We start from the raw sequence: 26,050 nt of genomic DNA on the forward strand, positions 1-26,050 counted from the left end.
GCCGTGGACCTGCTCCGGCACCTGCGGCACTTCGTGGTGGTCGCCCACGAGCTGCACTTCGGGCGGGCGGCCGAACTGCTCGGGATGGCCCAGCCGCCGTTGAGCCAGTCGATCCAGCGGCTGGAACGGGAGCTGGCTGTCGAACTGTTCGACCGCTCCCGCCGCCAGGTGCGGCTCACCACCGCCGGCGGTCTGCTGCTCGCCGAGGCGGAGGAACTGCTCGCCGGCGAGGGCCGGCTGCGCAACCTCATGGGCCAGGTCCGGGCGGGCGAGCTGGGCATCCTGCGTGCCGGGGTGCCGCCGGAGACCCCGGCGGTGACGCTGCGCGCGCTGCTGGACCAGCTCACCGGCCGAGCGCCCGGCCTGGACGTGGAGCTGCACGAGCTGACCACCGCCGAGCAGGTGCGGATGCTCACCGAGCGGAGGTTGGATGTGGGGCTCGTGCACCATCCGGTCGAGGCCGACGGGCTGCGCTTCGGGGCGCCGGTGGACGTACCCCTGGGGGTGTTGCTACCGCGGACCTCGCCGCTGGCCCGCGGCCGGGAGGTGCCGCTCGCGGCGCTGGCCGGCCTTGACCTGGTGGCCGCGCCCCGGGCCACCGCGCCGGGCTGGCACGACCACCTGCTCGCGGTGTGCCGGCGGCACGGCTGGCGCCCGGCGCGGGTGCGGCCGGCGCGCAACCCGGAGTTCCTGTTCGGGTTGGTGCTGGCCGGCGGTGGGGTGGCCGTGGAGCCGGCGACGCTGGCACGCCGGGAACCCCGGATCGCGTGGCGGCCGATCGCCGACGCCTCGCTGACGAAACGCACCTCGGCGGTCTGGCCGCAACGGTCGGCGCATCCGGCGGCCCCGATGGTCGGGCAGCTCGCCGCCGAGGTGCTGGCCGTCGCCGAGCCCACGCCGCCCACGCCGCCCTCGGTGCCGGCGGCGCGACCCTGGCCGGTGTTGTTCGACACGACCGGGTGAACCGGGAGGCGGTGCGTTCGTCACCTCGCGTTGGGCGGTGAATCGTCCACCCGCTCGGGTATGGGATGACGGGTAACGAAGACGCGAAGGAGCCGCAGTGGCACTCACGATTCCTGACATCAGCCTGAACGACGGCACCACCATCCCGCAGCTCGGCTTCGGGGTGTTCCAGATCGAGCCGAAGGACACCGTCGCGGCGGTGACCACGGCCCTCAAGGCGGGCTACCGGCACATCGACACCGCCGAGATGTACGGCAACGAGGCCGAGGTCGGCGAGGCGATCCGCGTGTCCGGCCTCGACCGGGGCGACGTCTACGTGACCAGCAAGCTGAACAACGGCTTCCACCGCCCGGACGACGCCCGCAAGGCGTTCGACTCGACGCTGGCCGCGTTGAAGATGGACTACATCGACCTGTTCCTGATCCACTGGCCGCTGCCGACGCTGTACGACGGCGGCTTCGTCTCGACCTGGAAGGTGCTGGAGGAGTTCCAGCGCGACGGTCGGGCCCGTTCGATCGGCGTGTCGAACTTCCAGGTGCCGCACCTGCGTCGGCTGGCCGACGAGGCGAGTGTGGTGCCGGCGGTCAACCAGATCGAGGCGCACCCGTACTTCGGCAACGACGAGGTGCGCGCCTACGGCCGCGAGCACGACATCCGCACCGAGGCGTGGTCGCCGATCGCGCAGGGCAACGTGCTCGACGACCCGACGGTGGTCGACATCGCCGAGCAGCTCGGCCGCACCCCGGCCCAGGTGGTGCTGCGGTGGCACGTGCAGCGCGACGACATCATCTTCCCGAAGTCGATCACGCCGAAGCGGATCGAGGAGAACACCCGCATCTTCGACTTCGAGCTGGACGACGCGACGATGGAGCGGATCACCGCACTGGACAAGGGCGAGGCCGGGCGGCAGGGCCCGAACCCGGACACCTTCGCCTACGTGCCCCGCTGACGCTCGAATGACGGTGCTGCCGCTCAGTCATCGGTGTGGCTGAGCGGCAGCGCGCTCCTTCTCGGAGGTTCACGAGCCGACGCGCTCGGCGAGCCGGCGGAACACCGCCTGGGTCGGCGAGCCGGGCTCGGGAACGTAGACGATCAACCGCTGCTCGGTCTCCGGCACCAGCAGCACGCGGCACTCGAACTCCAGCGGCCCCAGCTCGGGATGCGCCACCCGCTTCACGATGGGACGGCGCTCCTCGACGTCGTGCTCGGCCCACAGGCGAGCGAAGTGGGGCGAGGTGCCGAGCAGTTCGGTGACCAGCTCACGGATCGCCGGGTCGGCGGGGTAGCGACCGTAGGCGGCGCGCAGATCCGCCACCGTGCTGTGCACGAACCGGCGTACGTCGGCATCGGTCCAGTGGGCGTCGGTCATCGGCTGCCGGAACGTCCAGCGGATCATGTTGCGCTCCGCGTCCGGCACGGCCGCGAGATCCCCCACGAAGCGCGTGGCCAGACGGTTCCAGGCCAGCACGTGGTACGCGGCGTCGACGAGGTACGCCGGGGTTTCGGTCATCGCGTCGAGCAGGTGCCGCAACCCGGGGGTCACCTCCCGGCTCGGTCCGACGGTCGCGGGCGGGTGCTCCCCGGCGATCCGGAACAGATACTCCCGCTCGTCGCGGCTCAGCAGCAGCGCCCGGGCCATCGCGGCGAGCACCTGCCGGGACGGGTGTGGCCCGCGGCCCTGCTCCAGGCGGATGTAGTAGTCGATCGACATCCCGGCGAGCTGAGCGACCTCCTGTCGACGCAGCCCGGGGGTGCGCCGACGTGTCCCGTCGGGGAGGCCGACCTCGGCGGGGCTCAGGCGGGCGCGGCGGGTGCGCAGGAACGCCGCCAGTTCGTCACGTCGCAGGCCGCTGCTCGTCATCCCTCCAGGATGCCTCGGGCGGGTTCAGCCAGGGTGGTACCGCCGGTCCCAGGCTCGGCCCGTCCCTGTCCGCTGGCCGTCGCCGGGGTGAGGCTCGACGGCATGACGAACATGATCGCCCTGATCACCGGGGCCAACAAGGGAATCGGCCTCGCCACCGCACGACAGCTCGGCGGCCTCGGGATGACCGTCCTGGTGGGCGCCCGCGACGCCGAGCGGGGCCGGGCCGCGGAGCGGGAGCTGCGCGACGGCGGCGCGGACGCGGTGTTCGTGCCGCTGGACGTCACCGACGCGGAGTCGGTGACGGCCGCCGCGAAACGGGTGGAGGCGGAGTACGGCCGGCTGGACGTGCTGGTCAACAACGCCGGCATCGTGCGCGCCGACGGGGCGCGGGGGCTGCCCAGCGAGACGACGGTGGCGACGCTGCGCCAGCTGTACGAGACGAACGTCTTCGGGGTGGTGACGGTGACCAACGCGCTGCTGCCGCTGCTGCGCCGGTCGCCGGCGGCGCGGATCGTCAACGTCTCCAGCGAGGTCGGCTCGATCGCGGTGATGACCGACCCGGACGGCGCGCTGTTCGAGTTGACCTCCGTGCCGTACCCGTCGTCGAAGGCGGCGCTGAACATGCTCACCGCCATGTACGCCAAGGAGCTGCGCGACACCCCGATCAAGGTGAACGCGGCGAACCCCGGCTACTGCGCCACCGACCTGAACGGCAACAGCGGCTTCCGCACGGCCGAGCAGGGCGCCGAGGTGAGCGTGCACCTGGCGACGCTGCCGGCCGACGGCCCGAGTGGGCTGCTCTGGGGCTTCCAGATGGACGCCGGCGGGGGGTACGGCGTACTCCCCTGGTGAGACGAGCGCTTGACCTGGAGCGCACTCCAGCCGCCAGGGCCGCTCCGCCGACCTCAGTCGTCGGTCGGCGGGGCGGTCAGGTCGAGCTGCCAGTCGTTGGCACGCATCAGGTGCCCGGGTGGGTACTCGAAATCCGTCTCGCCCAGCAGGGTGAAGCCCGCCTTGCGGCAGACCGCGTTCGAGGCGGGGTTGTCGACGGACGGGTACGCGTGCGCGTAGCGCCGGTCCCGTCGGGCGCGGGCCACGTCGAGCGCCGCACGCACCCCGACGGTGGCCAGCCCCTGCCCCCGGTACGCGGGCAGCACCGCCCAGCCCAGCTCGTACACCTGTTGGTCGCGCCACTCGCGGGCCCAGTAGCCGACGCTGCCCGCCCGCGCGCCGTCCGGCAGCACCACTGTGAACATGCACCCCTGCCCGCCCTCGGCGAAGTGCACGTACCGGTCGTGCCGGGCGAGCACCTGCTCGTCGGTCTCCGGGCCGCCGGTGTGTCTGCGCGTGTCCGGTGAGTTGAGCTGCCGCAGCAGATCGAGGTCATCCTCGTGCCACGGCTCGATGCGTACCTGCGTCATTCCGTCCCCTTCGTCGAGGCCAGTCAAGCCGATCCCACCGACATTGCGGCCCGGAACAGCGCCCGCTAGTTCCGATCTAGCGGGTGGTCGGTCGTCACCTCGCGCCCTGTGGTGGGCGGCGTCGTTGTTCTCACCAACCACGACGTCGCCGGCCATCGGACGAGAGGTAGGGATGATGAACAGACGCTCCACCGGCCTGGCCATCGAGGCAGAGGGGCTCACCCGCTCGTTCGGGGAGACCCGCGCGCTGGCCGGCATGGACCTGCGGGTGCCCGCCGGCACCGTCTACGGCCTGCTCGGCCCGAACGGGGCGGGCAAGACCACAGCGGTCCGGGTGCTGGCGACGCTGCTGCGTCCCGACGGCGGCACCGCGCGGGTGTTCGGGCACGACGTGGTGACCGAGGCTGACAGGGTCCGCAGCCGGGTCAGCCTCACCGGCCAGTACGCCTCGGTCGACGAGGACCTGACCGGTACGGAGAACCTGGTGCTCCTGGCCCGCCTGCTCGGTCTGCGCAAGCCGGCCGCCCGCGAGCGTGCGGCGGCGCTGCTCGCCGCGTTCGGTCTGACCGAGGCGAGCGATCGGCAGGTGAAGAAGTACTCCGGTGGGATGCGGCGGCGCATCGACATCGCCGCGAGCATCCTCAACACGCCTGACCTGCTCTTCCTCGACGAGCCAACGACGGGTCTCGACCCGCGTAGCCGCAACCAGGTGTGGGAGATCGTCCGGGCCGTGGTGTCGCACGGGACGACAGTGCTGCTGACCACCCAGTACCTCGACGAGGCCGACCAGCTCGCCGGGCGGATCGCGGTCGTCGACCATGGCCGGGTGATCGCGGAGGGCACCCCGGGCGAGTTGAAGTCGTCGGTCGGCTCGGGCACCGTCCACCTGCGACTGCGCGACCCCGGTCAGCGGCCGCAGGCCGAAAAGGTGCTCCGGGAGGCACTCAACGTGCCGGTGCAGCTCCCCGCGGATCCGGTCGCGTTGACCGCCCGGGTCGGCGAGGCGGGCAGCGACCTCGACGCCAGCGCGCAGGCCGCCCGCGCGCTCGGTGACCTGGCCCGCGCCGGCATCGTCGTCGACGACTTCTCCCTCGGCCAGCCGAGCCTGGACGAGGTCTTCCTGGCCCTGACCGATCATCCGGCCGTGTCGGCCGACGAGCGCGACGACGAGCTGGAGGCAGCCCGATGAGCGACACCACGACCGCCACCACTGCCGAACGGGCGCCGTCGGTCTACGTGCCGTCCGCCGAGGCGCTGGCGACAGTCCTCGCGCCGGGCGCGCGACCGGCCCGACCCAGCGCGCTGGGGGCGTCGCTCACCTTCGGTTGGCGGGCCCTGCTGAAGATCAAGCATGTGCCGGAGCAGCTCTTCGACGTGACCGCGTTCCCGATCATCATGGTGCTGATGTTCACGTACCTGTTCGGTGGCGCCCTCGCCGACAGCCCGCGCGACTACCTGCAGTTCTTCCTGCCCGGCATCATGGTGACCAGCGTCGTGATGATCACCATGTACACCGGCGTCGGCCTCAACACCGACATCGAGAAGGGCGTCTTCGACCGCTTCCGGACGCTGCCCGTCTGGCGGCCAGCCGCCCTGGTCGGCATGATCTTCGGCGACGTGTTGCGCTACGTCCTCGCCGCCCTGGTCATCCTCGGCGTCGGGTTGGCGCTCGGCTTCCGGCCCGCCGGTGGCGTCGTCGGGGTGGCCAGCGGGATCGGGCTGCTGGTGATCTTCTCGTTCGCGTTCTCGTGGGTGTGGACGTTCTTCGGGCTGATCCTGCGCAGCGAGAAGTCGGTGATGGGGGTCAGCATGATGGTGCTGTTCCCGCTGACGTTCCTCAGCAACGTCTTCGTCGAGCCGAGCACCATGCCGGGCTGGCTCCAGGCGTTCGTGAAGGTCAACCCGGTGACGCAGCTGGTGGCCTCGGTGCGCGCGGTGATGGCCGGCGAGTCGGACCCGTCCGCCACGATGTGGTTGCTGGTGTGGAGCGTCGGCTTCGTGCTCGTCTTCGGCACGCTGACCATGTACAAGTACAACCGCCGCTGACCCGGCCGCAGCGGCGGGATCAGAGCTGCCAGCGCAGTGGCTCAAGCGGCAGGTAGCGGCAGGTGCTACCGGTCGCGACGGACTCGCGCAGGTGACCGCTGAGCGCCGGATGGCGTTCGTCGAGCTTGCGCAGGGTGTCCCGGATCCGCGCGGTGACCGTCTTGCGGGCCCGCTCGGCCTCGTCGCCCAGCCGCCGGCTCCGGCCGGCCAGCCCCGCCGCGGCGCGCAGCTCGTCGAGCAGCGCGCCGCGCTCGGTGTCCAGCGCGGCCGCCCTGCGCTCGTCGCCGCGTGCGGCGGCCCGGTCGATCTCCTCGTCGAGGCGGGTCAGGTGCCGCCGGTAGCGGACCTTCGCCTCGTCGTCGAGGACCGGATCGCCGCCCATCCGGCGGGCGGCCACCAGCTCCGGCCCGGCGGCCGGATCGAGCAGCTCCACCGCCGGCACGTCGCGGCCCGGTCGACTCAGCAGCAGGTGCAGGTCGTGCAGGCCCTTGGCGTCGGGCAGATGCGCCACGACACCGGCGTACGCGAGCTGCCAGACCGGGCCGTCGCGCCGAAACGCGTACGCCTCGGCCGGCGGGTGGGGCGGCGTCACCTGACGCCGGCCGACGGCCTGGCCCACCTCGGTGGTCCGGCCCGGAAGGCCGACTCGGCGTGGCCCGGCGTCCTCGTCGCGGCCGGCGACGTGGCCCGGCTCGACGCCGGCCGGTTCCGAGACGGCAAGCCGGAGGAGCACCTGTCGCATGCCGAGGGCGGTGGCGTCCCGCGCGATGGCGGCGCGCAGGTCGACCAGCGTCGCGGCGTCGCCCGGGTGGTCGCGGCCGGCCAGGGTGTTCACCAGCCCGGCGCCGGCGATGAGCGACCAGGGTCGGGAGCCCATCCGGTCGGCGGCCTCGCGGGCCGCCGTGAATCCGGCGATCGCGTCGTCCCAGCGTTCCTCGGCGGCGTCGACCACGGCGAGCCAGTGGTCGACGGGCCCACTGATGTCGCAGCCGAAGAGCCCGACCGCCCACTGCCCCCGGTGCGGGGTCAGCGCGGCCCGCGCGTCGCGGCAGCGCCGCGGATCGCGGGACGCGGCGGCGGCCTGCGCCCGCAGGCGCAGCCACAGCGGTGACACCGGGCGTGGGTAGTGGATGTCGGCGGCCTCGATGACAGCGGTCAGCCGCACCGCCGTCTCGTCATCGCCGCGCTCGGCCGCCGTGATCGCCGACAGCAGCTCCCGGTAGGGGTAGTCGGTCGGCGCCCACTCGTGCAGCAGCGCGTCGATCTCGTCGAACCGCCCCTGCAACAGCAGCCGGGCCCAGCGCAGGTGATGGCCCATGAAGGCGAGCTCCGCGTGCCCCGGGTCGGACAGGTCGGCGATGACGGTGAACCGCTCGTCGGCCTCGGCGAAGTCGCCCCGGAACGCCGCGATGATCCCGCCGTCGACGGCCGCCGCCATCCGGGGACGGGCCAGGTCACCCTGCTGACCCACGGTGACGAAGGCGGTGAACTCCTCGACGAAGCGGGGGTCGCCCAGTTCCAGCAACGCCACCCAGCGCAGCGAGGTGGCCCAGAGCTCGGTCTCCCGGTCGCCCGAGCGGCGGGCCACCTCCCTGATCTCGGCGGTGAGCGCGGCTCGCGCCGCCGCGGTGCCCAGGCCCCAGGTGGTGTCGTGGCGGGCCCACAGGCTGAAGGTGAGCGCCTCGTCGTCGCGGCCGGAACGGGCGATGGTCTCCGTCGCGGTGATCAGATCGGCCACCAGCGTGGCCACCGACGCGGTGGCGGACGGCTCGCCGATCAACCGCTGGTACGCCTCGCGCACCAGGTTCGCGCTGTCGACCGAGCGGGTGGTGTCCACCTGGCGTGACCGGTGCACGGTGAGCGCGACGCGGGCCAGCAGCACCGGGTCGTCGAGCGTGCGGGCCAGCGTCGCGGCCTCGGCGAGCAGGCGTACGGCCTCGTCCCGACCGGCGTGGTGATATTGCACCTCACCGAAGTCGACGAGCAGCCGGACCCGCTGCGCCGGGTCCTCGACGATCTCCAACGCCCGGCGGAAGTGCAGCCCGGCCTCGTCGGCGGCGAGCCGGGCGAACGCGTCCCGCCCGGCGGCGACCAGCAGCTCGACGACCCGGGCCCGGTCGAGCGCGGCGCCGGCCAGGTAGGCGTGTCGGGCCAGGGCGGCCGGGATCAGCCGGTCGGTCAGGGCGGTCGGCGGGTCCACCGCACGGACCACCGCGGCGTGGCGAGCCTGCCGGTCGTCGGCGGTGAGCCCGTCGTAGAGGGTCTCCCGGACCAGATCGTGGGCGAAGGCGAACCGGCCACCGCTGCGGGCCACCACCAACCGGGCGGTCACCGCCTGGTCGAGCAGCCGGTCGACAGGCCCCGCCGGGGCCGCCGCGCTGGCCGCCAGGACCTCCCGGTGGAACTCACGGCCGAGCACGGCGGCGACGGTCAGCGCCTCGACCACCGCCGCGGGCAACTGGTCGAGCCGCTGGCGCACCGCCTCCCGTACGCCGGGCGCGATGGTGCCGGTCGTGCCGTCGGCATGCCACAGCCGGGCGGTCTGTTCGACGAAGAACGGGTTGCCGCCGGTACGCCGGTGCACCTCGTCGGCCAGGTCGGCGTCGGGCTCCCGCCCGGCGGTACGTGCCATCAACGCGGCCACCTCGTCGCGGGCGAGGCCGGTGAGAGTGATCGTGGTGGCCTTGGCGACCAGCGGCATCAGCAGCGGGCGTAACGGGTGCTCGCTCGCCTCGACCTCCGCGTCGCGGTACGTGCCGATCAGCAACAGCCGCTCGAACCAGGTGTGCTGGGCGGCGAACGCCAGCAGCCGCAGCGAGGCCGGGTCGGCCCAGTGCAGGTCGTCGAGGACGACCACCACCGGCCGGTGCGCCGAGACCGCGACCAGCGCGGCGGTCACCGCGTCGTACAGGGCGAACGCCTCCTGGTCGGCGACGTGGCTGCCGTCGTCCGGACCGGTCCAGGCGGCGGCGAGGCCGGGCACGTCACCGGTGCCGGTCTCGCCGAGCAGGGCGGCGAGGCCAGGCACGTTACCGGTGCCGGTCTCGCCGAGCAGGGCGGCGAGGGCCGGCTCGGCGTCCGGTCGGGCGAGCGCCCAGTCGTCGGCGGAGCGGCGCAGGGCGCGCAAGACCTGCACCCACGGCCAGTAGCCGGGGGCACTGTCGGAATCCCAGCAGGCCGCGCCGAGCACGAGCGCGCCGCGCCGGCGGGCCTCCCGCGCCATCGATGTGACGAGGGTGGTCTTGCCGATGCCCGGCTCGCCGGTGACCAGGACGAAGCCGCCGTGGCTCGTGGCGGCCCGATCCAGCTCGGCGCGCAGCAGACCCGCGGGGTGATCCCGCCCGATGATGGCGTCGCCGACCCGCGCGTCCATGGTTCCCAGACGGTACTGGACCCCACCGACGCTGAGCGTCGAGATCGGCAGCCGACAGCTGGTGCCTACGTCATCGTTCCCTATCCTTCCTCATGAGGCTAGGATAGGGAACGATGACGGAAGAAATGTACTCGGTCGAACAGGTTGCCGACCGGCTCGGCCTGCACGTGCGGACTGTGCGCGGCTACATCCGCTCCGGCCGGCTGCGCGCCGTGCGGATCGGCAAGCAGTACCGGATCGCCGCCAGCGATCTCGACGCGCTCACCGGACGCCCGCCCGCCGCCACCGTGGCCGGCCAGGCCGAGGTGTCGAGCATCGTGCAGATCGACGGTGTCGACCGGGCCGCCGCGGACCGGCTCGGCACGCTCGTGCTGGCCAGCGTCAACACCGGGCACGACCCGGCCCGGCCGCTGCGGGTGCAGACCGTGCACGACGATGACCGCCACCGCCTGAAGATCATCATTCTCGGTGATCCCGCCGGCACCGCCGAGGTGCTGCACCTGCTCGACGCCGTCCTCAACGCCGACAACGGCCTACTCGACCGGGAGGTCCACAATGCCTGACGAGATCCAGGAACGCGCCGGGGTGTCGGTGCTGGTCTGCGATCCGGCCGGCCCGACCGTCGCCACCGAACAGGACGCGCTGGACCTGATCGGCGCGGCCTTCGCCGGCGCGCAGGTGGTCGCAGTGCCGGCCAACCGACTCGACGAACGCTTCTTCTCGCTGGGCACCCGCTTCGCCGGCGACGTGATGCAGAAGTTCGTCAACTACCGGCTGCGCCTGGCCGTCGTCGGTGACATCTCGGCGCACCTGGACGGCAGCTCGGCGCTACGGGCTCTGGTGCACGAGTCGAACCAGGCCGGGCACATCTGGTTCGTCCCCGACCTCGACGCCCTCGACGAGCGCCTCCGCGCTATGTCCTAGCCGCCTCGGCGTCGTGCACGACAGCCATCTCGACCGCGTCCGGTTCAACGCCCCGGGCCTGGGCCTGATCGGCAGCCCAGCGCAGGTATGCGAGCCACTCCTCCGACGACCAGCCGGAATGACGGCCAACCCCTGCCTCGCTGGGGAGACGGCTGGCCACGACGCGGTCGAGGATCAGCGGCTGCACGCCGCCAACCCCTCGCCGGTAGCTGGCGAAGTAGAGGACCTTCGTGAACAATCCCGGCCCCAACCACGGCAGGCGCGCGTGGTTGGGGTCGCGGAAGCGGCGGTACGCGGTGCGCAACGCGTCCTCGTCGGGTGCTGATGGGGACACCTCCTCAAGCGCGTACGCCAGGCGTTTGCCATCGGGGTCGGCGCCGAGCGATCTGGCGGCGCGCCACGGCCCGTACCCGATGGGTCCGTAACCCCAGACCAGCACGGCGGTCAGCAGCTGGCGGGGGCTCGCGGAGCCAGCCCGGTACGCATCGGCCACCGCGAAGACGTCCCGCCGCCAGACATCGCCGCTCACTGGAAAGGTGTCCGGCCAGACGTCTGGCGGCAACCCCGCCCGCCACCGGTCCGGCTTCACGGTGACCGGGGCCTGCTCCCCCGGTAACGGTCTCTGCATGGCTACCTCCCTCAGGTCGCGCGCTTGGGGACCTACACCGTTCGGACGCTACGGTCGAGCACTCGTGCACGCCGTCCGCTGACGCCATGTCGCGGTATCGAGCGCCTGCCTGCCCTACGCGCGTCTCCGGCACGGTCAGTTCGGTGAGTCGAACGCATCCCCCGGCGACGGGGTCAGGCAGTCTGTTCGGCATGGGGCCAGAAATCGTCATCGCAGTGGTGTCCGCCGCCGTGTCGCTGATCAGCGTCGCGGTGACGTACCGGACTGCTGTCGTCACCCACCGCCTGCAGGACGAGGCACGCAACCGCGACAAGGTCGAACTCGCCGAGGAGTTGTTCCGGCGTTACCGGGTGCCACTGTTGGCGTCAGCCCAATCGCTGCAGTCTCGGCTGCACAACGCGCTCAGCCGAAACTTCCTGCGCACGTACCTGCACTCCGGCGACAGCGAGGAGCTGCACTACGTCCGCCACAACACCGTGTACGTCCTCGCCGAACACCTGGCCTGGCTGGAGGTCCTCCGCCGGGAACAGCGCTTCCTCGATATTGAGTCGGTGAAGAGCACCAAGGAGCTCTTCACAGCGATCCAGAGGATTCATCACCCCTTGGCGACCGACTCACTGCCCGGCCCGTTCCGCGTGTTCCGGGGGCACCAGCGGGCCATCGGTGAAGTCATGCTGCATCGAGTGGAGTCGCCTGAGGGCGCGGTGACAGAGGTGCTGGGATACGCGGCCTTCTGCGACCGCCTCGAAACCGACCCGAGGTTCGCATCCTGGTTCACCCGTCTTTTGGCGGAGGTGGACGAGGTGGAAGCCCAAGGCCACCGCGGAAATGAGCGGCTGGTACGCCTGCAGAACGAACTCGTCGAGCTCATCGAACTGCTCGATCCCAAGGGTGAATGGCTCCCGTTGGAGCAACGCGAGCGACTGCCACGATCGACCCCGCTCCTGCCCACCTCGCGGACACCCAACGGTTGACGATCGCCGGGTGGCTCGTGACTAGCCGCCGAGTGACCGGGTACGCGCGGTGCATGGGTAGCCACAAGCAGAACAAACACGACAGCGGCGGCGAGTCGGCGCGAGGCCGGCGGCATCCGGGCAGCGGCGCTGCGGGCCGCCAGGGCTCGCCCATGGAGCACTCGCCCGACCAGCGGCAACGCCGTACCGCGACCGGCTCCGCTGGCACTGAACGCGACCTGGGTCGGGCCAAGGTCTCCGGCGACGGACGGATCCAACGCCAGGGCGGCTCCTGAACCAACGTCACGTGACGGACCACCGCGTCCGAGAAAGTGGCGTCAGTCGGTGCGGGCCGCTGGCGGGCGGGTGCCCAGCAACTCGGCGAGGGTCGCCATCGCGGCCTGAAAGTCGACGCGGTCGGCGGCGTGGAACCGTCGGAAGAACCAGTCGGGCACGCGAGCCTGACCCCGCCGACTGTGAAAGATCAGATCCTGGATCTGTCGGGCGAGGGTGAGCAGGGTGGGACCGGTGGCGGGGTCATCCCCGTGGACGGCGGCGGCGATCTGCCGCTGCAGGATCGCGAGGGCGCGGTCCCGTTCGGCGGCGACGTCGCGCTGACCCCGGTAGATCTCGACACCCAGCAGGAGTGCGCCGAGGGACGGCACGAACCACTGGGTCAGCAGGTCGGCCACGGTCAGGTCGGCGGTCACCGCGAAGACGACCCCGACCGCTGTCCAGAGTGCTACTCCGGCGAGCACGGTGTACGCGTAGCGCCGCCGGACCCGCGCGCCCCATCCCAGGTTCTGGTGCTGACAGGCGAGCACGTCGTACGGGTGAGGCAGGTGCGGCACCTCGTAGTAGTCGCGGAGATATCGCTCGTCCCCCCGGTAGGCGCGGTCGAGTCGGCTCACCTCCTCCGGGCCGACAGGCTCGCCCGCCGCCACGGTGTTCCAGGGCAACTCGAAGAGGCGTACGTCGAACATCTCCTGGAGGGTGGCCGCGCGGCGGATCTGGCCGGCGGACCAGGAGCCGAGCCCTATCGCGTTGACGACGGCCCAGAGCGCACCCACGGCGGTCACGCCGAGGGCCGACACGCCGGTGAAGGCGACAACCGCCCCGGCGACGCCGATGGCGACGGAGAGCGTCATCCGGAGGTTGTCGAGCCGTTGCGCCCGGCCGTGGCAGACCGACATGGCGTGTAGCAGCGCCATCATCGGGGGGCCGTTCTGCCTACTGAGCAGGGAATCAGTACGCTCCGTCACGTCACCTCCCGTCTGAGTGACCGAGTCTATATCTAGATGGATGGATGAGATGGAAGATCACCAGGGGATGCCAGGAAGTTGCCGCTCAATTACCATTTAGTAGGTTTCACATCTGACTGAGAATTACCCGCTCGTTCGCCCGAAGTCGAGGTATTCTCTGAGCCGCGCATATCCCGTGCACCCCTCTTCTCGGCCGACGCAACCCCCGGTCACCCCGTCCACTCTCAGCCAGGAAGGGCCGACCGAACGGACATGGACGACGGCGTCAACGACCTCGTGCGGGACAACTCGGTCGCCAAGGCCGTGCGGCGCTGGGCTGAGCTGAACGGCGGCACGGTCCGGGCACCGCAGGTCCCCCTGCGCACCCACGGTTACACCAACGCCTTCCTGTTCACCATCATGTTCAGCCGCTCAGTCGCCGGTCAGGGCAACGTGACCGAGAAGCTCCTCGTCAAGGCACACGACCGACGGACGAACGAACGGGCTCGGCACGAGCAGGCATGGCAGTCCAACCTAGGATTCGCCCGTCGTCACCTCGTCCGGCAGCTCCCCGCGGTGCATCCGGTCGACGGCGAACGCATCCTGACCTTTCAGGAGATCGCCAACGAGGGCCGTCCGGTAACCACCATGGACGTGCTCGCCGACAACGCGCTGCTCAGTAGCTTTCGTGTGGTCACGGATTCCATCCTGAACGACTGGAACCGCCCTCCGGAGCGCGACGGTCGTCAGGGGCGACCGACCGACGTCACCACCGTCGGCAACTACCTCCGTCGCGAGTTGTTGTTAGCCGGAGCCCTGGACGAGGTATCGCAGCTCGACGCTCGCCTCGGACTGATCGGCCAGGAGGGTGATTGGATCGTCATGGACGGCACCGCCCTACCGAACCCGTTGCGGATGCTGGCACTGGATTCCCCCGTCGGGGTGCGAGGAATCGAATATGTCCAGGGGTTCGCGCACGGAGACCTGCACGGCGGCAACATCGTCATCCCTCTGGAGGACGACGCGCCTCGGCCGCAGAAGTTCCGCCTGGTCGACCTCGAAACTTTCAGGGCCACAGCACCGCTCAGTCGCGACCTGGCCTGCCTCCTGCTCACCACCCTGCTGCGCCACGTCGCGCCCCCGCCTACCACGGATGGAACCGGCCTCCCGGCAACACAGGCCACGGCGCTGATCCGCAAGCTGCTCCAACCAAGCGCCAACCGACGAAGCCTGGCGCTGCCACGTGTGCTTGATGATCTGGTGGACGCCGCCGATCAGATCGGTCGGGCCGCCGTGCGGGGCGGTCTGGGCCAGGAGTGGCAGACGCAGTTCCGGCTCTCCCTGATTGCCCAGGCATTGATCTGTACGACCTTCGACAATCTCGCCGATGGCGGCCGTCGTTGGTGCTTTCGCCTGGCTGCCGAGCTTTATGCCAAGGAATTCCTCCCATCGATCGCAACGCCGGCCCCGGCCGGACTACCCGTGCTGTCGCGGCTTGCGAACGACCAGCCGGCGCGGCCTCGAACCGCCGACCGCCCTCCCCAGCAGCGGTCGGCCGGTGACCTCTTCGACGGGAACTACCCGGACAAAGCCCACGCCGAGCAGGCATCTCTGCACGCCGAGTTTCCCCGTCGGGCACCCAACGCGATCAAAGCCAGCAACTGTGCGACAACGCCGCACACCGGACCGACGGACAACTCGATCCGCTCTGATCCGCCGATCGGGAGTCGAGCGGCCGCCCAACGACCCGGCCCGCTGGGTGGGGGTCTACCGCAGCCACGTCAGCCACTCAACGACGGCGTGGCCTGGGCTAGGAAGCCTGGGAAGCCGGGGAAACGCCGGAACATCCGGAAGGCGAGACTGGGGTTGATCACGGCAGCCGTCATCGGTGGAGCGGCCCTGACCAGCACGGTAGGCAACCCCGGATCGATCTACCTCGACCAATCGGAAGGAACCACCGCGCCTCCGACACGGAGCGTCCCAGATGGACCCGATCGTGGATCGACCCGGGACGAGGCCAGTCAGCGGTTGAACGATCTCGCGCTTCAGGTTGCGGCGCTGCGGGAGCCACTGCCTCCTGGCGGCTACACCTTCATCTGCCGCAGGGTGTGGGCTCCCGAAACGACTGATCGGCCAGACGCTCCGAAGACCTTGTACCAGGAGATACGACTGTGGTGGAATGCCCGCCGCTCGGGCCGGTCCGTCACCACGACTGAGGAGGCCGGCGGCCATCCAGCGGTCGCGCCGGACGTGGAGACGTACGGCGATGGGGAGTTGACGGAGGTCGTCCCGCTGCCCGCGGAGGACCCTGTCGCGCTGCGTGACCAGCTTAGTCAGCTTCTCGAACAGGGGCCGCCTGCACGGCAGAACGCCGCCGGGGCGCTGCGACTCGTGGCCCAGTTCCACCAGATCCACCTGTTGACGCCCCGCCAGCGAGCGGCGCTCCTGTCGTATCTGGCCGGGACAAAGGGGATCACGTACCGCAAGGCGCAGGTCGACCAGGCGGACCGGCGCGGTTACGCGTTCAGCGCCGACGACGGTGAGGGCCGCCGTGACACGCTGATGTTCGACGAGGACGGGCATCTGCTCAGCCACGAGCTGACAACCGTCGGCGGCGCGCTCATCAGCTATGACCTGCTCCTGACGAGCACGAGGACGGACACGACCGCGGACCGGCACTGCGACTGAACCGGCTTCGGTCCTGGTCTCCGGTGGGTCGACCTGCCGATCGGCCGTCAGGGGCAATAACGGTCGACGTAATTCGGCCACTCCCGGTAGGGCGCAGCGTCGCTGCGAACCCGATTGCCGACGCCGATAGTGAACAGCTTGGTGTCGAAGTAATAGAACGAGACTGAACCGCTGCCGAGGTTGTAGTGCGCGGATTCGATCCGGTATTGCCACTGCCAGGTTGCGAGGTTCTGGCGGCCGCATGAGGAGAGCCGTCCCCGTGGATACCCGAAGTTGGGTAACTCGTAGAAGCAGTACCAACCTGACGGACAGTCGGCGGTGGCGAGCACCCCGAAGGGTGGGCGCAGGGTGACGACGAGCTCACCGTCCTGGTAACTGATCTCGTTGTCGTTGATCGCCTTACCTCCGGGATGTTCCGCCAGGTAATTAGCCATCTCCTGATGCAGCCCGACCTGGTCAGCCGTAGCGGCACGGGCCGGAGCAGGTATCAGGAACACGATCAGGAGACAGCCGACAGCTGCAGCTAATGATGTCCGGAAAGGGTGAGGAGCAACCATTCGACACCTCGCGATGTGAGCGCGCAGGGACCTGAAGGTGAGCACCCTCGGCCAGCTTGAACCGGGGCTGCGAGACGCGGAGAATTTGTGAAGCGCCGCCCGACCAGCATAAGAAGACGCTCCCGCGATCGCCACTGGGAGACAGTTCAGCTCCCCCGTGCCAGCAATACTCAAATAGGATCAATCGATCCCACTATGCCCCGCCTCGGGCGGATCCCATGGAAGTTGCATCCCAACGAGTCAACAGGCTGCAGAAAAGGACATTGATAGCAGCAGATTGTTTCCCTACCATTCGGGACATGCGTCTCCGCCGCGTCACCACCGTCGTCGTCCTCGCCGCGCTGGCGAGCCTGCCCGTCGCCGCCCCGGCCCGAGCCGACGACGCTCCGGCGCTGACCACCCCCGGCAGCCCGACCGTCCTGGCCAACGAACCACACCAGCTCACCCTGAGCTGGGTGCCCGCCACCTGGGCGGGCGAACCGACCGGCGACGGCCCGATCAGCTACGAGGTGCAGGCGCCGCTGGGCCCTTACACGTACCGCCTTCTCGGCACCACCACCGCCACCACCCTCACGCTGACCGACCTGGCGCCCGGCACGACGTACCGCATCGCGGTCGCCGCCCGCGCGCCCGGCGGCTACTCCGACAGCTCGGCCGCGACGGCCGTCCGCACCGCCGCCGGCCGCGCCACCGTCGGCTACCGCAACCTGGACTGGTCGCCCACGAACAACCAGATCCAGTACGTCCTCCAGGTCACCAACACCGGCAGCGCGCCGCTAGATCTGGCGACGGTGCGCGTGCGCTACCACCTGCGCTTCGAGGGCGGCAACACCTCGCTGGTGACCACCTGCGACTGGGCCGCGCTGGGCCGCGACCGGGTCCGGCAGACCGTGGGCTTCTACGTGCCGCCGGGCACGCCGCCCGGCTATCCGATCCCCGGCACCACGGTTCCCGGCTGGGTCGAGCTGACCTTCACCGAGGGGACGCTCGCCCCGGGGGCGTCGACCGGGCCGATCCAGCTACGCCACCACAGGCACAGTCGGAGCGACATCGACGAGCGCGACGACCCGAGCTGGCTCGCCGCCGCGGGCCAGTGGACCGAGAACGACCGGATCACGCTTGACGTCGACGGGGTACGCGAATTCGGCGACTCGTTCTGAGGCGCTCAGCCGTCACGCCTGTGCCTCAGCGGACTACCCGCTTGACTACTTCGCTCCGGTGGCGAGCCAACGCTTGCTTGTCGGGTCGGTCATTCAGGGGCGGGAGCGAGAGCCGCCGGCCCTCCAGTTCGGCGTAGTGACCGAGACCGCTCGCCATCCGCACCCGATAGGACCCGTCGATCCATAGATAGCCTCGGTCGAAGAGATTGTGCAGATCAGCGCGAAGCAAAAGACCGTTGGTGACTCGGTTGGTGGCAGGCCCGTCGTATGGGGAGATGTGAGCCGCCTGGAGCACAGCCTCCACGTCGCAGCCGGTGATGGCACAACACCCGTCGTACGCCGTGAGAAGCCGCTGGCGGAAGTCGGCCTGACCCTGCCGTGCGGTGACCTGCGCAAGCCTCCGACGCCGCCCCTCAGGCAGAACCTCCGGCTCGGGGGCTTGACGATCGGCCAGGGCGTTCGCCAGGTTGTCGGATTCCCCCGGTTGAAGTGCTCGTACCCGTTGGACCCCTACTTGCAGGACGTCAGACGCAGCCAGGACGGTCGACAGCAGGCTGCGGGTCAGCGGAACATCCCAGCGGATCTCCAGCGACCAGTGGGCGGTTCCCTCGTCGACACGCTGGCACGGGTCCGACCAGGCGACACCGGCGGCCACCAGGCGTTGGTGCGGCGCTGTGGCGTAGATCCATATCCGGTCGCCGGCCCTGATCTGGTGGAAGCAGGAGGACAAGCTCCACTCGGCCACGTCGCCCTCGCGGATAGCCCGGAAGGTCTCCAGGACCCCCGGATCATCTCCCCATGCCTCACTCCGCTCGTTGGCCGGGTAGATCCATTCGGCGGGGCGGGAGGCGCGATTCAGCACGTGGTCCACCAGCGAGTAGCTGTGGCCGGCACCCTGCATCGTCCGCACAGCGAGCAGTGGCGCAACCAGGTCACGTACCGCTGCGGCAAAGCGCTCATCCCCAAGGGCGGCGACCAACTCGTCGTGCCGGCCAAGGACCCGAACCTGGTCCGGCCCCGGGTCTTCGTAGTCGCACTCCTCCAAGGTCAGTCCGGGAAACGCCTTCTCGAAGGCCCGACGCCTGGGCCAGTACCGGTTGAGGACCGACTCCCGGACGATCACGAAGCCCTCGGCCACACCGTCATTCGCCAGCCCGGTGGGCTCGTGTAGGACGAAGGTCTCCATCCGCTTCATCGAGACGGCAGAGAGCCGACGCGGGTTCGACGTCGTATTCGGCAGGCAGGAAAGCGTCCAATATTCGCGCTCCGTCGCAGACGCGTCCGGAACAGCGACCTTGAGGTAGGTCCGGTTCGCCGCCACGACCGCGGAGTAGTAAGGGCTGGCCATCAACCGCTCGAACTGGCCCTTGCCACCGTGTGCGTCAGGCATCTCGCCTCACCTCAACCAACGCTGGACGGCTCGCGCTCTTTCGCACGGCCGAGAAAGCGTGATGTTAGTGAATGCCCATGCCCCGCACCGTCCCGTGAGCTCCGGCTCGTCAGGATCGGCCCAATTATCCGACCACCGTCGGCCGAAATGGCCTATCACTACCGACCAGCCGGGCCGAAGATCCCTTCACCCGGCTTGCTCACGCTCGGTGGCGGCGGGCGGCATGGGCGCCAGGGGCACGGTCGGCCTCGCCCCGCTGGCCTCCCGCCTGAAGAAGGATTCGAACGGCTCGGCCCCCTCAAGCAGCGTCAGAACCTCGGTTCTGCAGGCGTCCACCACCATTGACTCCACACTCTTCTCGGCACCGATCGGCCAGCCGGAAGGGTCGTAGAGAACCTCGTAGACGGCTTGACGGCCGACCACCATCAGCTCTGGAACCGTCCCGGCCGCAGCCTCCCAGTCGCTGACCGATCGCGCGTCCAGCACGCGAATCCGCTCCCCGACTTCCGCCCGGTAGCGCAGGAAATGCAGCTCCCAGATCAGGTACGGCGTCAACGGCAGTTCGACGATCCGCAGGCGTCGAAGGCCGGAACCGAGCTGGTCAAGATGCTCGAAGAACGCCGCCAACTCCGGGTTCGGCTCGGCGGCGATCCGAAGAGCGTCCTCCCACCGGCCATCGGCGTACGCCTCCCAACTGGGGCTGTCCGGCTCGCGGAAGGTCTGCATCCGCTCGGTCTTGAGAATGGTGCCGTCGGTCGACTCGACGGTCGTGTAGAAGTCGGCCTCGTACTCGGTGAGGCTCAGCCGCTGCCGACCGACCGCATCCAATAGATAGCGCATCAGTGGGTGAAGGTAACCGGCGTGTGGATGCGGGTGGCGGGGATGCCGAGGGCCAGCAGCCGTGACCGTGCGCCGGCCAGCATCCCCGGCGGGCCGCACAGGTAGATGTCCTGGTCGGGGCGGTGGTGGTCGAGGGCGATGGTGAGGGCTTCGCCCTGCTCGGCCGGCTCCGCGCAGGGGTCGTCGGAGAACGCCGGCACGAGCGTCAGCCAGTCGTGGGCGCACTGCAGCTTGTCGAGCGCTATCGCGTCGTACAGGTCGACGAAGGCGCGGACGCCTACGACAAGCGTCACCCTCCGGCCGGCCGGTGCGGCGGCGACCTGTTCGACCAGGGCGCGCAGCGGCGCCAGGCCGGTGCCACCGGCGACGAGCAGCAGATCACCGGTACGCCCCGACGGAAGGCCGAGTCCGTCGTTGCCGGGTGGGCCGAGCCAGATCAGCTCGCCGGGGCGTACGTCATGGACGAGGCGGTGGGAGACGGCGCCGGCGGGTACGGCGCGGACGTGCAGCTCGACGGTGCCGTCGGCGCGTGGGAGGTTGGCCGGTGAGAGCCAACGCCAGCGGCCGGGCAGGCGTGGTGTGCAGACGGGGACGGCCTGGCCGGGGTGGTGGGGCAGCCGCCGCCAGGGACGTACCGTCAGGACGGCGATGCCCGGCGACGGCCGTTCGTGGCCGATCACCTGGGCGGGCCACCAGGCCGGGCCGTCGCCGACGCGGGCGGCCGCGCGGCGGACGACGTGCGTGGCGCGGTCGACGGCCGCCTTCCACGGTGGATTGGCCCCGTGACGGACGACGGTGGCGAGCAGTGCGTCACTGACGGTGGTGGCGTGTGGGAGCAGGTCGTAGCGACGGTACGCGCGGCCGAGCACCATGAGCAGCGCCGCCCGACCCGCCCGGTCATCGTCGCCGGCTACGAGACTGCCCAGCGTGGCGAAGAACAGCGACGCCTCACTGTTGGGCAGCAGGCCGGGGCGGCGGTCCTCCAGGGTGCACCAGAAGTCGGCGGCTGCCCGGTCGTCGACTGCCGCCCAGGCGGCGGCGAGGCTCACGCGCTCACCTCGGCGGCCTGATCGTCCGGCAGGTAGTCGACGATCCGCCGGTGCTGCGCCTCCGACAAGCCCAGGCCGCGCCATTGGGTTGCCTCGCCGTCGAGCCCGTGCGCCAGGCTCGCGGTGAGGTGCGCGGCGAACCGATCACGGTCAACCCCGATGAGGTACGGCGACAGCTCCGCGTCCGCCGCCACCAGCCGCAGCCAACGGGCGACGGTGTCAGCCGTGGTCATGGCACCTTCCGGGTTTTGCGGGTGGTCATGGCGGCTCCGAGTTTGGTGACGGATCGGGGGGGGCGCCGGGACGGGCGGGTGCGGGGCTGCGCCGATGGGGGCCGGCACAACTCCGGAGCCAGCACCCGCCCCGGGCCATGCGTCCACACTTGCGGCTGAGCAGGCACAACGGCATGTCACGGCGATCATCGAGGACATACGCGGCAGGTATGCGGTCGACTACGCGCCGGCCGAGTCCGGCAGACTGCGGGCATGACAGAACGTCCGGTGCTGTATCTGGTCGTCTGCGCCTCCGGTCCGGCGGAACACATCGACGAACTGGTCGACCTGCTGATCGCCGACGGCTGGCGGGTGTGCATGATCGTCAGCCCGACGGCCGCGACGTGGCTCGATCGGGCGGCGCTCCAGGACAGGACCGGCTATCCCGTACGGGTGGAATGGCGGATGCCCGGCGACCCCGAACCCCACCCGCCGGCCGACGTGGTGGTGGCCGCGCCTGTCACGTTCAACACGGTGACGAAGTGGGCGCTGGGCATCAATGACACATTGGCGCTCGGCGTCCTCAACGAGTCACTGGGCGCGGGTCTGCCGATCTTCGCGTTTCCGCACGTCAAGTCGGAGCTGGCCGCCCATCCCGCGTACGCGGGTCACGTGGCGGTGCTGCGCGATGCAGGCGTGGTCGTCGCCGACGGGAAGGTACTGGACCCGGCGCGCGGACCGAGCCGTTGGAGTGCGGTCATCGAGGCGGTGCGGTCGGCTCGACGGTCCTAATAGCCCGCAGTGCGGGCGTTGTCGAGCCGCCCGATCGTCGTGGCCGACGTCGGTACGCAGACCACCGCTGGGCCGCGTCAAGCAGCGGACCGTGATGGGGTGCCGGGGTCGCGAGGTGTTTGCGTTGCCACAGCCGCACCAGCCCGTCAGCGAAGCCGGTCACGGACTCTGCGGGCGCAGCGGCGTAAGCAGGGACCTGCGCCGCCCAAGCCTCGGCATCGGCAGGCGTGTGACCGGCGCGAACGAGCCGGAGCACAAGAAACGCGGCGTCAATCCATGCGGCACCACGGGCGGGAGATGACCAGTCGACGAGCCGAACCCTCTCCGCTGCTGCGGGGGCCTGCATCACCAGGAAGTTCCGCGGTGTCATGTCGGTGTGCAGGAGGGTGTCGCCGTCGACCAGTTCTGAGTCGACGAGGGTTTGCCAGCGATCGGCGAAGGGTCGCAGGGCCACCGGCGGACAGGGCGTGAGCTGGTTGTTCAGCTCGGTGAGGAGCGTCGCCAGTAGCGGCAGGTCGGGTGATCCGGGTGTCAGGTCGGGATGCCGCCCCGCGACATTCTCGAAGCCGAGGAGCAGCCAGCCGTCGCGTTCGACGGTCCACAGCAGGCGAGGAGCCGCCTCCGGCAGCCATGAGTTGACTCGGGCCTCGTTGCGATAGAGCCACGCTTTCGGGCTGCTCGTCTCCCCACCCTTGCAGAAAAACGAGCCACTGGCGGTGTCGAGGGTGGCCGCCACGTCGCAGGAGGCGCCGGTGGGGATCGTCTCGGCCGAACAGATCGGGCCGGTGTGCCGCGCGACATCCACCCTTACCTGCTCGGGTAGCTCGTGCCACTGGCGACGAGTTGACATGCGGCGGCCCTCCAGACGGCGAGCGGTCCCGGGCAGTGTAAGCCCGGGACCGCTGGTCAGCCGCCCTATCCTGTCGGGCTGTCGGTGCACCCGGCGTGGCACTGCGTGCACTCGGCCACGCCCAGGTTTGCCCAGAGCGTGGCGTCCACCGTGAAGCCGGCGGCTCGGATCGCGTCGACCGTCTTCGAGATCGGGGCACCGATCGGGTGTGGGACGTCATCGTCGGGTGTGGGTTCGGGCTCGTGGTGGATGAAGCGGCCGGCGATACGGTGGCAAAACTCCGCGTAGTCGTGGGTGTGCAGGATGAACGTGTGCCAGCCGATGTCGACCAGGGCGCTCGGGCCGATCGGCTGGGCGGTGACGGCGCAGGTGCCGAGGAAGGCGAGCGCCTGGTCCAGGATCCTGGGCGGCAGGTCGGGTGCCAACTCGGGATGGTCGTGGGCGATACGGGCGGACAACCGATCGAAGAGCTCGTCGGAGACGAGGGCCCTTCCGGTGCTCCTTCGGGACGTGGTCAGCAGCATGACGCTCCTTCCGGTGGCTTTCACCGACTGTGCGGCCCGCCGGCCTCCTGACGCATGACGGCGCGGGCATCATCGATATGCGCGCTGCGTATACCGCGACGCCACACAGCGGGTTCAATGGTTAGGCTCGATGAAGTGACATGGACGGAGCCGCCGGTGACCCACTCGAACTGCCCCCGGTGTGGCGGGCGGCTGGCCCGGGACAACAACACCGGCCGGTGTACGCCGTGCCAGGCCGCCGAACGTGATCGGCTGAGCGCGCCGCCGGTGGTGCCGGCGAGCTTCTGGGACCACCAGCCGATGCGACTTGCCCTGTCAGAGCGGCATCTCGGTCGGGTGATCCGGGCGTACCGATGCCATCCGTACCACGGGCGGGTCGCCTTGCCGCAGAGCGTCGTCGCGGGGTGGCTGGGGATAACACAGGCGCAGCTCAGCCGGGTGGAGAACGGACCACCGCTCGTACACCTGGACAGGCTGTCGCACTGGGCACAGCGTCTCGGGATACCAGGTTCCTGCCTCTGGTTCGCCTTGCCTGGCCGGCCCCAGCCGGCGTCTGGGAAGCCCCAGAGCACCCGCCCCTCGGCCGCTACCCAGTGCGAGGGGCTGGACGAGGGTAGGCGTGCGCTCTTGGCCGGAATCGCCGCCGTAGCCGCGGGTGCTGGCCTGCTCGGCCGCAGCGAGGTTCTTCAGCCTCGGCGAATCGGCACGACGGACATCGCTCGACTGAATGCGGTCCTGGAGCTGTATCGGTCTGTGGACCGGGAGTGTGGGGGGGGCCTGCTGTATCGGGAGGTGGCACGGTTCGCGGAGTCGGTGTACCTGATGCTTGATTGGTCGCACCCGTTCGGAATCACGCCGCATCTCGTCGCGGCGGTAGCGGCAGCCCGGCAACTGGCCGGCTGGACCGCACTCGACGCGGGCAGGCATGACGACGCACAGCGACACTTCGTCGCCGGGGAGCGAGCTGCGCTGACCGCTGGAAACGTCCCGCTGGTCGCGATGATCCGATACGCGCAGGCCAAGCAGCTTCAACACCTTCGCCATAACCGGGACGCCCTCGCGGCACTCCAACTCACACACGCACAGCTCGGGTCGGACGCCACACCGGCGGCCAAGGCCCTGCTCTGGGGCGCGGAGGCAGCGTCGGTCGCGGCCCTCGGTGACCACGGGACTGCAGTGAGGACGCTCGGCAAGGCGAGCGACCAGTTCGAGCGCATCGACAAAGAGCGCGAGCCGGAGTGGATGGGCTTCTACGACCGCGGCGAGTTGTTCGCTCAATACGGTCGCGTATACCGAGACATGGCGCGACGAGACAGTAGGCACGCGTCCGAGGCGGTGCGCTGGGGCAAGGACTCCATCGCCGCTTTCGGCGCTGCAAACGTGCGCAGCACCTTGCTCAACGAGATCGGGCTGTGCAGCGCCTTGTTCCTCGCCGATGAGCCTGAGCAGGCGCTGGCAGTAGGTGCGCGGGTGCTAGAGCAGGTAGAGGCCATGAGCTCTAAGCGCGTCATCGACCGGGTGGTGAACCTTCGCCGTGACCTCGCTCGGCATCGGACGCTTCCGGAGGTGGCCGCGTTCAGCCGCGCCCTCAGCGCTCGGGCCTCGGCGGCGGCATGAGCGGGCGTTTCTCCGAGGAGGCGATGACGGAGGCGATGCGGGACATCGCGGCTGCGCTGGACGTCTCCCCCGAGGGCGCCCAGTTGCTGCAGATGACCAACAACGCCGTCTTCGCCCTGCCTCGGTCCGGAATCGTCATCCGGATTGCGCGCACCAGTCAACTCCTGGACCGGGTGACCAAGGTCGTTCAGCTTGGGCACTGGTTCGCCGAAGTCGACGCGCCCACGATCCGGCTGGCATCTTACGCCGGGCAACCGATCGGAATCAGGCATCTGGTCGCCTCGGTTTGGCAATATGTCCCACCACACCCACCTCCCCTGACGGCAAAGGATCTCGGCGAGGTACTGCGTGACTTCCATACGATCGGCGTGCCCTCATTCCCGATCCCTCTTTGGAATCCGGTTGGCGACGCTCGGCGTCGGCTAGCCGACGCCGACGGGCTGACCAAGCCCGACTACGATTTCCTATCCAACTGGTGTAACCGCCTGGAGCCGGAAGTCGCAGCCCTCACCGAACGCGGAGCGCAAACTCTCGTCCATGGAGACGCCCACGCCGGTAACCTACTTAGGGATTCGTCCGGTGAGGTGCTCCTGTGCGACTTCGACGCCACATGCATCGGCCCGTGGCAAGTTGATCTAGCAGCGGTCGCGGTCGGTGAGACCCGTTTCGGAACCACCGGAGCACAACGCGCGCTAGCAGACTCGTACGGCTTCGACGTCACCTCGGATCCGTACTGGGCAACGTTTCGCGAGGCACGTGAGCTCAAAATGATCGTCGCAGCCGTCCCACTTCTCGCAACCTGCCGGAAGATAGCGAATGAGTTCAGTAATCGTATCCAGTCGATTCGGCAACAAGGCTACAACAGGGCTTGGATGCCGTTTGCCGCTCTGAACTTATCGAGAACCAACGGAGAGGATTCTTAATTCCCTCTCGATACTGTCGCGCCCCTTTGCAACCA

26 protein-coding genes are annotated in these 26,050 nt (G+C 69.9%); 14 read left to right on the plus strand and 12 right to left on the minus strand.

From position 1 onward, the window contains the following. Positions 1–3: 3 nt before the first annotated feature. Positions 4–963, plus strand: a complete 960-nt coding sequence (locus tag OG505_RS21300) for a LysR family transcriptional regulator (protein WP_405426895.1) — start codon at positions 4–6, stop codon at positions 961–963. Between the two features lie 97 nt (positions 964–1,060). Beyond that, positions 1,061–1,912 (plus strand): aldo/keto reductase, encoded by an 852-nt coding sequence (locus OG505_RS21305; RefSeq protein WP_405426896.1) that lies wholly within the window; start codon positions 1,061–1,063, stop codon positions 1,910–1,912. A 69-nt stretch (positions 1,913–1,981) separates the two neighbouring features. Here the strand turns inward: OG505_RS21305 and OG505_RS21310 are convergent, their stop codons facing one another. Further along, entirely contained in the window at positions 1,982–2,824 is an 843-nt protein-coding gene (locus tag OG505_RS21310) for a helix-turn-helix transcriptional regulator (protein ID WP_405426898.1), read from the minus strand. 102 nt (positions 2,825–2,926) lie between these two features. On the opposite strand from OG505_RS21310, the gene OG505_RS21315 reads away from it, so the two are divergent. After that, on the plus strand, positions 2,927–3,679 hold the full coding sequence (locus tag OG505_RS21315; RefSeq protein ID WP_405426900.1) for an SDR family oxidoreductase: 753 nt from the start codon (positions 2,927–2,929) through the stop codon (positions 3,677–3,679). 53 nt (positions 3,680–3,732) lie between these two features. On the opposite strand, the gene OG505_RS21320 is transcribed toward OG505_RS21315, so the two are convergent. Continuing rightward, positions 3,733–4,248 (minus strand): GNAT family N-acetyltransferase, encoded by a 516-nt coding sequence (locus tag OG505_RS21320; protein WP_405426902.1) that lies wholly within the window; start codon positions 4,246–4,248, stop codon positions 3,733–3,735. A 175-nt stretch (positions 4,249–4,423) separates the two neighbouring features. Here OG505_RS21320 and OG505_RS21325 point away from each other — a divergent pair, with 175 nt between their 5' ends. Then, on the plus strand, positions 4,424–5,437 hold the full coding sequence (locus OG505_RS21325) for an ATP-binding cassette domain-containing protein (RefSeq protein WP_405434625.1): 1,014 nt from the start codon (positions 4,424–4,426) through the stop codon (positions 5,435–5,437). Then, positions 5,434–6,294, plus strand: a complete 861-nt coding sequence (locus tag OG505_RS21330; protein ID WP_405426904.1) for an ABC transporter permease — start codon at positions 5,434–5,436, stop codon at positions 6,292–6,294. Before OG505_RS21325 ends, OG505_RS21330 begins: the two co-directional genes overlap by 4 nt. 19 nt (positions 6,295–6,313) lie before the next feature. On the opposite strand, the gene OG505_RS21335 is transcribed toward OG505_RS21330, so the two are convergent. Continuing rightward, the gene (locus OG505_RS21335) at positions 6,314–9,667 is read right to left on the minus strand and encodes an ATP-binding protein (protein ID WP_405426906.1); all 3,354 of its coding nucleotides are present in this window, start codon (positions 9,665–9,667) and stop codon (positions 6,314–6,316) included. A 113-nt stretch (positions 9,668–9,780) separates the two neighbouring features. On the opposite strand from OG505_RS21335, the gene OG505_RS21340 reads away from it, so the two are divergent. Both OG505_RS21340 and OG505_RS21345 read left to right on the plus strand, forming a co-directional pair. Further along, complete coding sequence (locus tag OG505_RS21340; protein WP_405426908.1) at positions 9,781–10,230, plus strand: helix-turn-helix domain-containing protein; 450 nt, start codon at positions 9,781–9,783, stop codon at positions 10,228–10,230. Further along, complete coding sequence (locus OG505_RS21345) at positions 10,223–10,591, plus strand: DUF4180 domain-containing protein (protein ID WP_405426909.1); 369 nt, start codon at positions 10,223–10,225, stop codon at positions 10,589–10,591. Before OG505_RS21340 ends, OG505_RS21345 begins: the two co-directional genes overlap by 8 nt. Here OG505_RS21345 and OG505_RS21350 read toward each other — a convergent pair. Continuing rightward, positions 10,581–11,219, minus strand: a complete 639-nt coding sequence (locus OG505_RS21350; RefSeq protein ID WP_405426911.1) for a hypothetical protein — start codon at positions 11,217–11,219, stop codon at positions 10,581–10,583. The genes OG505_RS21345 and OG505_RS21350 overlap by 11 nt on opposite strands. 191 nt (positions 11,220–11,410) lie before the next feature. On the opposite strand from OG505_RS21350, the gene OG505_RS21355 reads away from it, so the two are divergent. Both OG505_RS21355 and OG505_RS21360 read left to right on the plus strand, forming a co-directional pair. Continuing rightward, complete coding sequence (locus OG505_RS21355) at positions 11,411–12,193, plus strand: hypothetical protein (protein ID WP_405426913.1); 783 nt, start codon at positions 11,411–11,413, stop codon at positions 12,191–12,193. Between the two features lie 53 nt (positions 12,194–12,246). After that, on the plus strand, positions 12,247–12,468 hold the full coding sequence (locus tag OG505_RS21360) for a hypothetical protein (protein ID WP_405426915.1): 222 nt from the start codon (positions 12,247–12,249) through the stop codon (positions 12,466–12,468). A gap of 42 nt (positions 12,469–12,510) precedes the next feature. On the opposite strand, the gene OG505_RS21365 is transcribed toward OG505_RS21360, so the two are convergent. Further along, the gene (locus OG505_RS21365; RefSeq protein ID WP_405426916.1) at positions 12,511–13,434 is read right to left on the minus strand and encodes an S-4TM family putative pore-forming effector; all 924 of its coding nucleotides are present in this window, start codon (positions 13,432–13,434) and stop codon (positions 12,511–12,513) included. Between the two features lie 252 nt (positions 13,435–13,686). Here OG505_RS21365 and OG505_RS21370 point away from each other — a divergent pair, with 252 nt between their 5' ends. Further along, positions 13,687–16,101 (plus strand): hypothetical protein, encoded by a 2,415-nt coding sequence (locus OG505_RS21370; RefSeq protein ID WP_405426918.1) that lies wholly within the window; start codon positions 13,687–13,689, stop codon positions 16,099–16,101. Between the two features lie 47 nt (positions 16,102–16,148). On the opposite strand, the gene OG505_RS21375 is transcribed toward OG505_RS21370, so the two are convergent. Continuing rightward, positions 16,149–16,598, minus strand: a complete 450-nt coding sequence (locus OG505_RS21375) for a peptidase inhibitor family I36 protein (protein ID WP_405426920.1) — start codon at positions 16,596–16,598, stop codon at positions 16,149–16,151. 359 nt (positions 16,599–16,957) lie between these two features. Here OG505_RS21375 and OG505_RS21380 point away from each other — a divergent pair, with 359 nt between their 5' ends. Continuing rightward, positions 16,958–17,818 (plus strand): cellulose binding domain-containing protein, encoded by an 861-nt coding sequence (locus OG505_RS21380; RefSeq protein WP_405426922.1) that lies wholly within the window; start codon positions 16,958–16,960, stop codon positions 17,816–17,818. A gap of 25 nt (positions 17,819–17,843) precedes the next feature. Here OG505_RS21380 and OG505_RS21385 read toward each other — a convergent pair whose 3' ends face one another. From OG505_RS21385 to OG505_RS21400, 4 genes are all read right to left on the minus strand, one after another. Beyond that, complete coding sequence (locus OG505_RS21385) at positions 17,844–19,208, minus strand: HNH endonuclease (protein ID WP_405426924.1); 1,365 nt, start codon at positions 19,206–19,208, stop codon at positions 17,844–17,846. 186 nt (positions 19,209–19,394) lie between these two features. Continuing rightward, positions 19,395–20,048 carry a DUF6879 family protein gene (locus OG505_RS21390; protein ID WP_405426926.1) on the minus strand — a complete coding sequence of 218 codons (654 nt, stop codon included), beginning with the start codon at positions 20,046–20,048 and terminating at the stop codon, positions 19,395–19,397. Next, the gene (locus tag OG505_RS21395) at positions 20,048–21,097 is read right to left on the minus strand and encodes an FAD-binding oxidoreductase (RefSeq protein WP_405426927.1); all 1,050 of its coding nucleotides are present in this window, start codon (positions 21,095–21,097) and stop codon (positions 20,048–20,050) included. Before OG505_RS21395 ends, OG505_RS21390 begins: the two co-directional genes overlap by 1 nt. Next, on the minus strand, positions 21,094–21,330 hold the full coding sequence (locus tag OG505_RS21400; protein WP_405426929.1) for a hypothetical protein: 237 nt from the start codon (positions 21,328–21,330) through the stop codon (positions 21,094–21,096). Before OG505_RS21400 ends, OG505_RS21395 begins: the two co-directional genes overlap by 4 nt. 252 nt (positions 21,331–21,582) lie before the next feature. On the opposite strand from OG505_RS21400, the gene OG505_RS21405 reads away from it, so the two are divergent. After that, positions 21,583–22,101: a flavoprotein gene (locus tag OG505_RS21405; RefSeq protein WP_405426931.1), complete on the plus strand. Its 519-nt coding sequence runs from the start codon at positions 21,583–21,585 to the stop codon at positions 22,099–22,101. Here the strand turns inward: OG505_RS21405 and OG505_RS21410 are convergent. Both OG505_RS21410 and OG505_RS21415 read right to left on the minus strand, forming a co-directional pair. Beyond that, positions 22,067–22,906 (minus strand): hypothetical protein, encoded by an 840-nt coding sequence (locus OG505_RS21410; RefSeq protein WP_405426933.1) that lies wholly within the window; start codon positions 22,904–22,906, stop codon positions 22,067–22,069. The genes OG505_RS21405 and OG505_RS21410 overlap by 35 nt on opposite strands. 110 nt (positions 22,907–23,016) lie before the next feature. Next, a complete protein-coding gene (locus OG505_RS21415; RefSeq protein WP_405426935.1) occupies positions 23,017–23,475 on the minus strand; it encodes a glycine-rich domain-containing protein in 459 nt (152 codons plus the stop codon). Between the two features lie 627 nt (positions 23,476–24,102). Here OG505_RS21415 and OG505_RS21420 point away from each other — a divergent pair. Together OG505_RS21420 and OG505_RS21425 are read left to right on the plus strand one after the other, a co-directional pair. Continuing rightward, a complete protein-coding gene (locus OG505_RS21420) occupies positions 24,103–25,092 on the plus strand; it encodes a hypothetical protein (RefSeq protein ID WP_405426937.1) in 990 nt (329 codons plus the stop codon). Beyond that, entirely contained in the window at positions 25,089–26,015 is a 927-nt protein-coding gene (locus OG505_RS21425; protein ID WP_405426939.1) for a phosphotransferase family protein, read from the plus strand. The genes OG505_RS21420 and OG505_RS21425 overlap by 4 nt, the downstream gene beginning before the upstream one ends. Positions 26,016–26,050 lie beyond the last annotated feature (35 nt).

The organism is Micromonospora sp. NBC_00617, assembly GCF_045161355.1.
In the GTDB taxonomy this organism is placed as follows: domain Bacteria; phylum Actinomycetota; class Actinomycetes; order Mycobacteriales; family Micromonosporaceae; genus Micromonospora.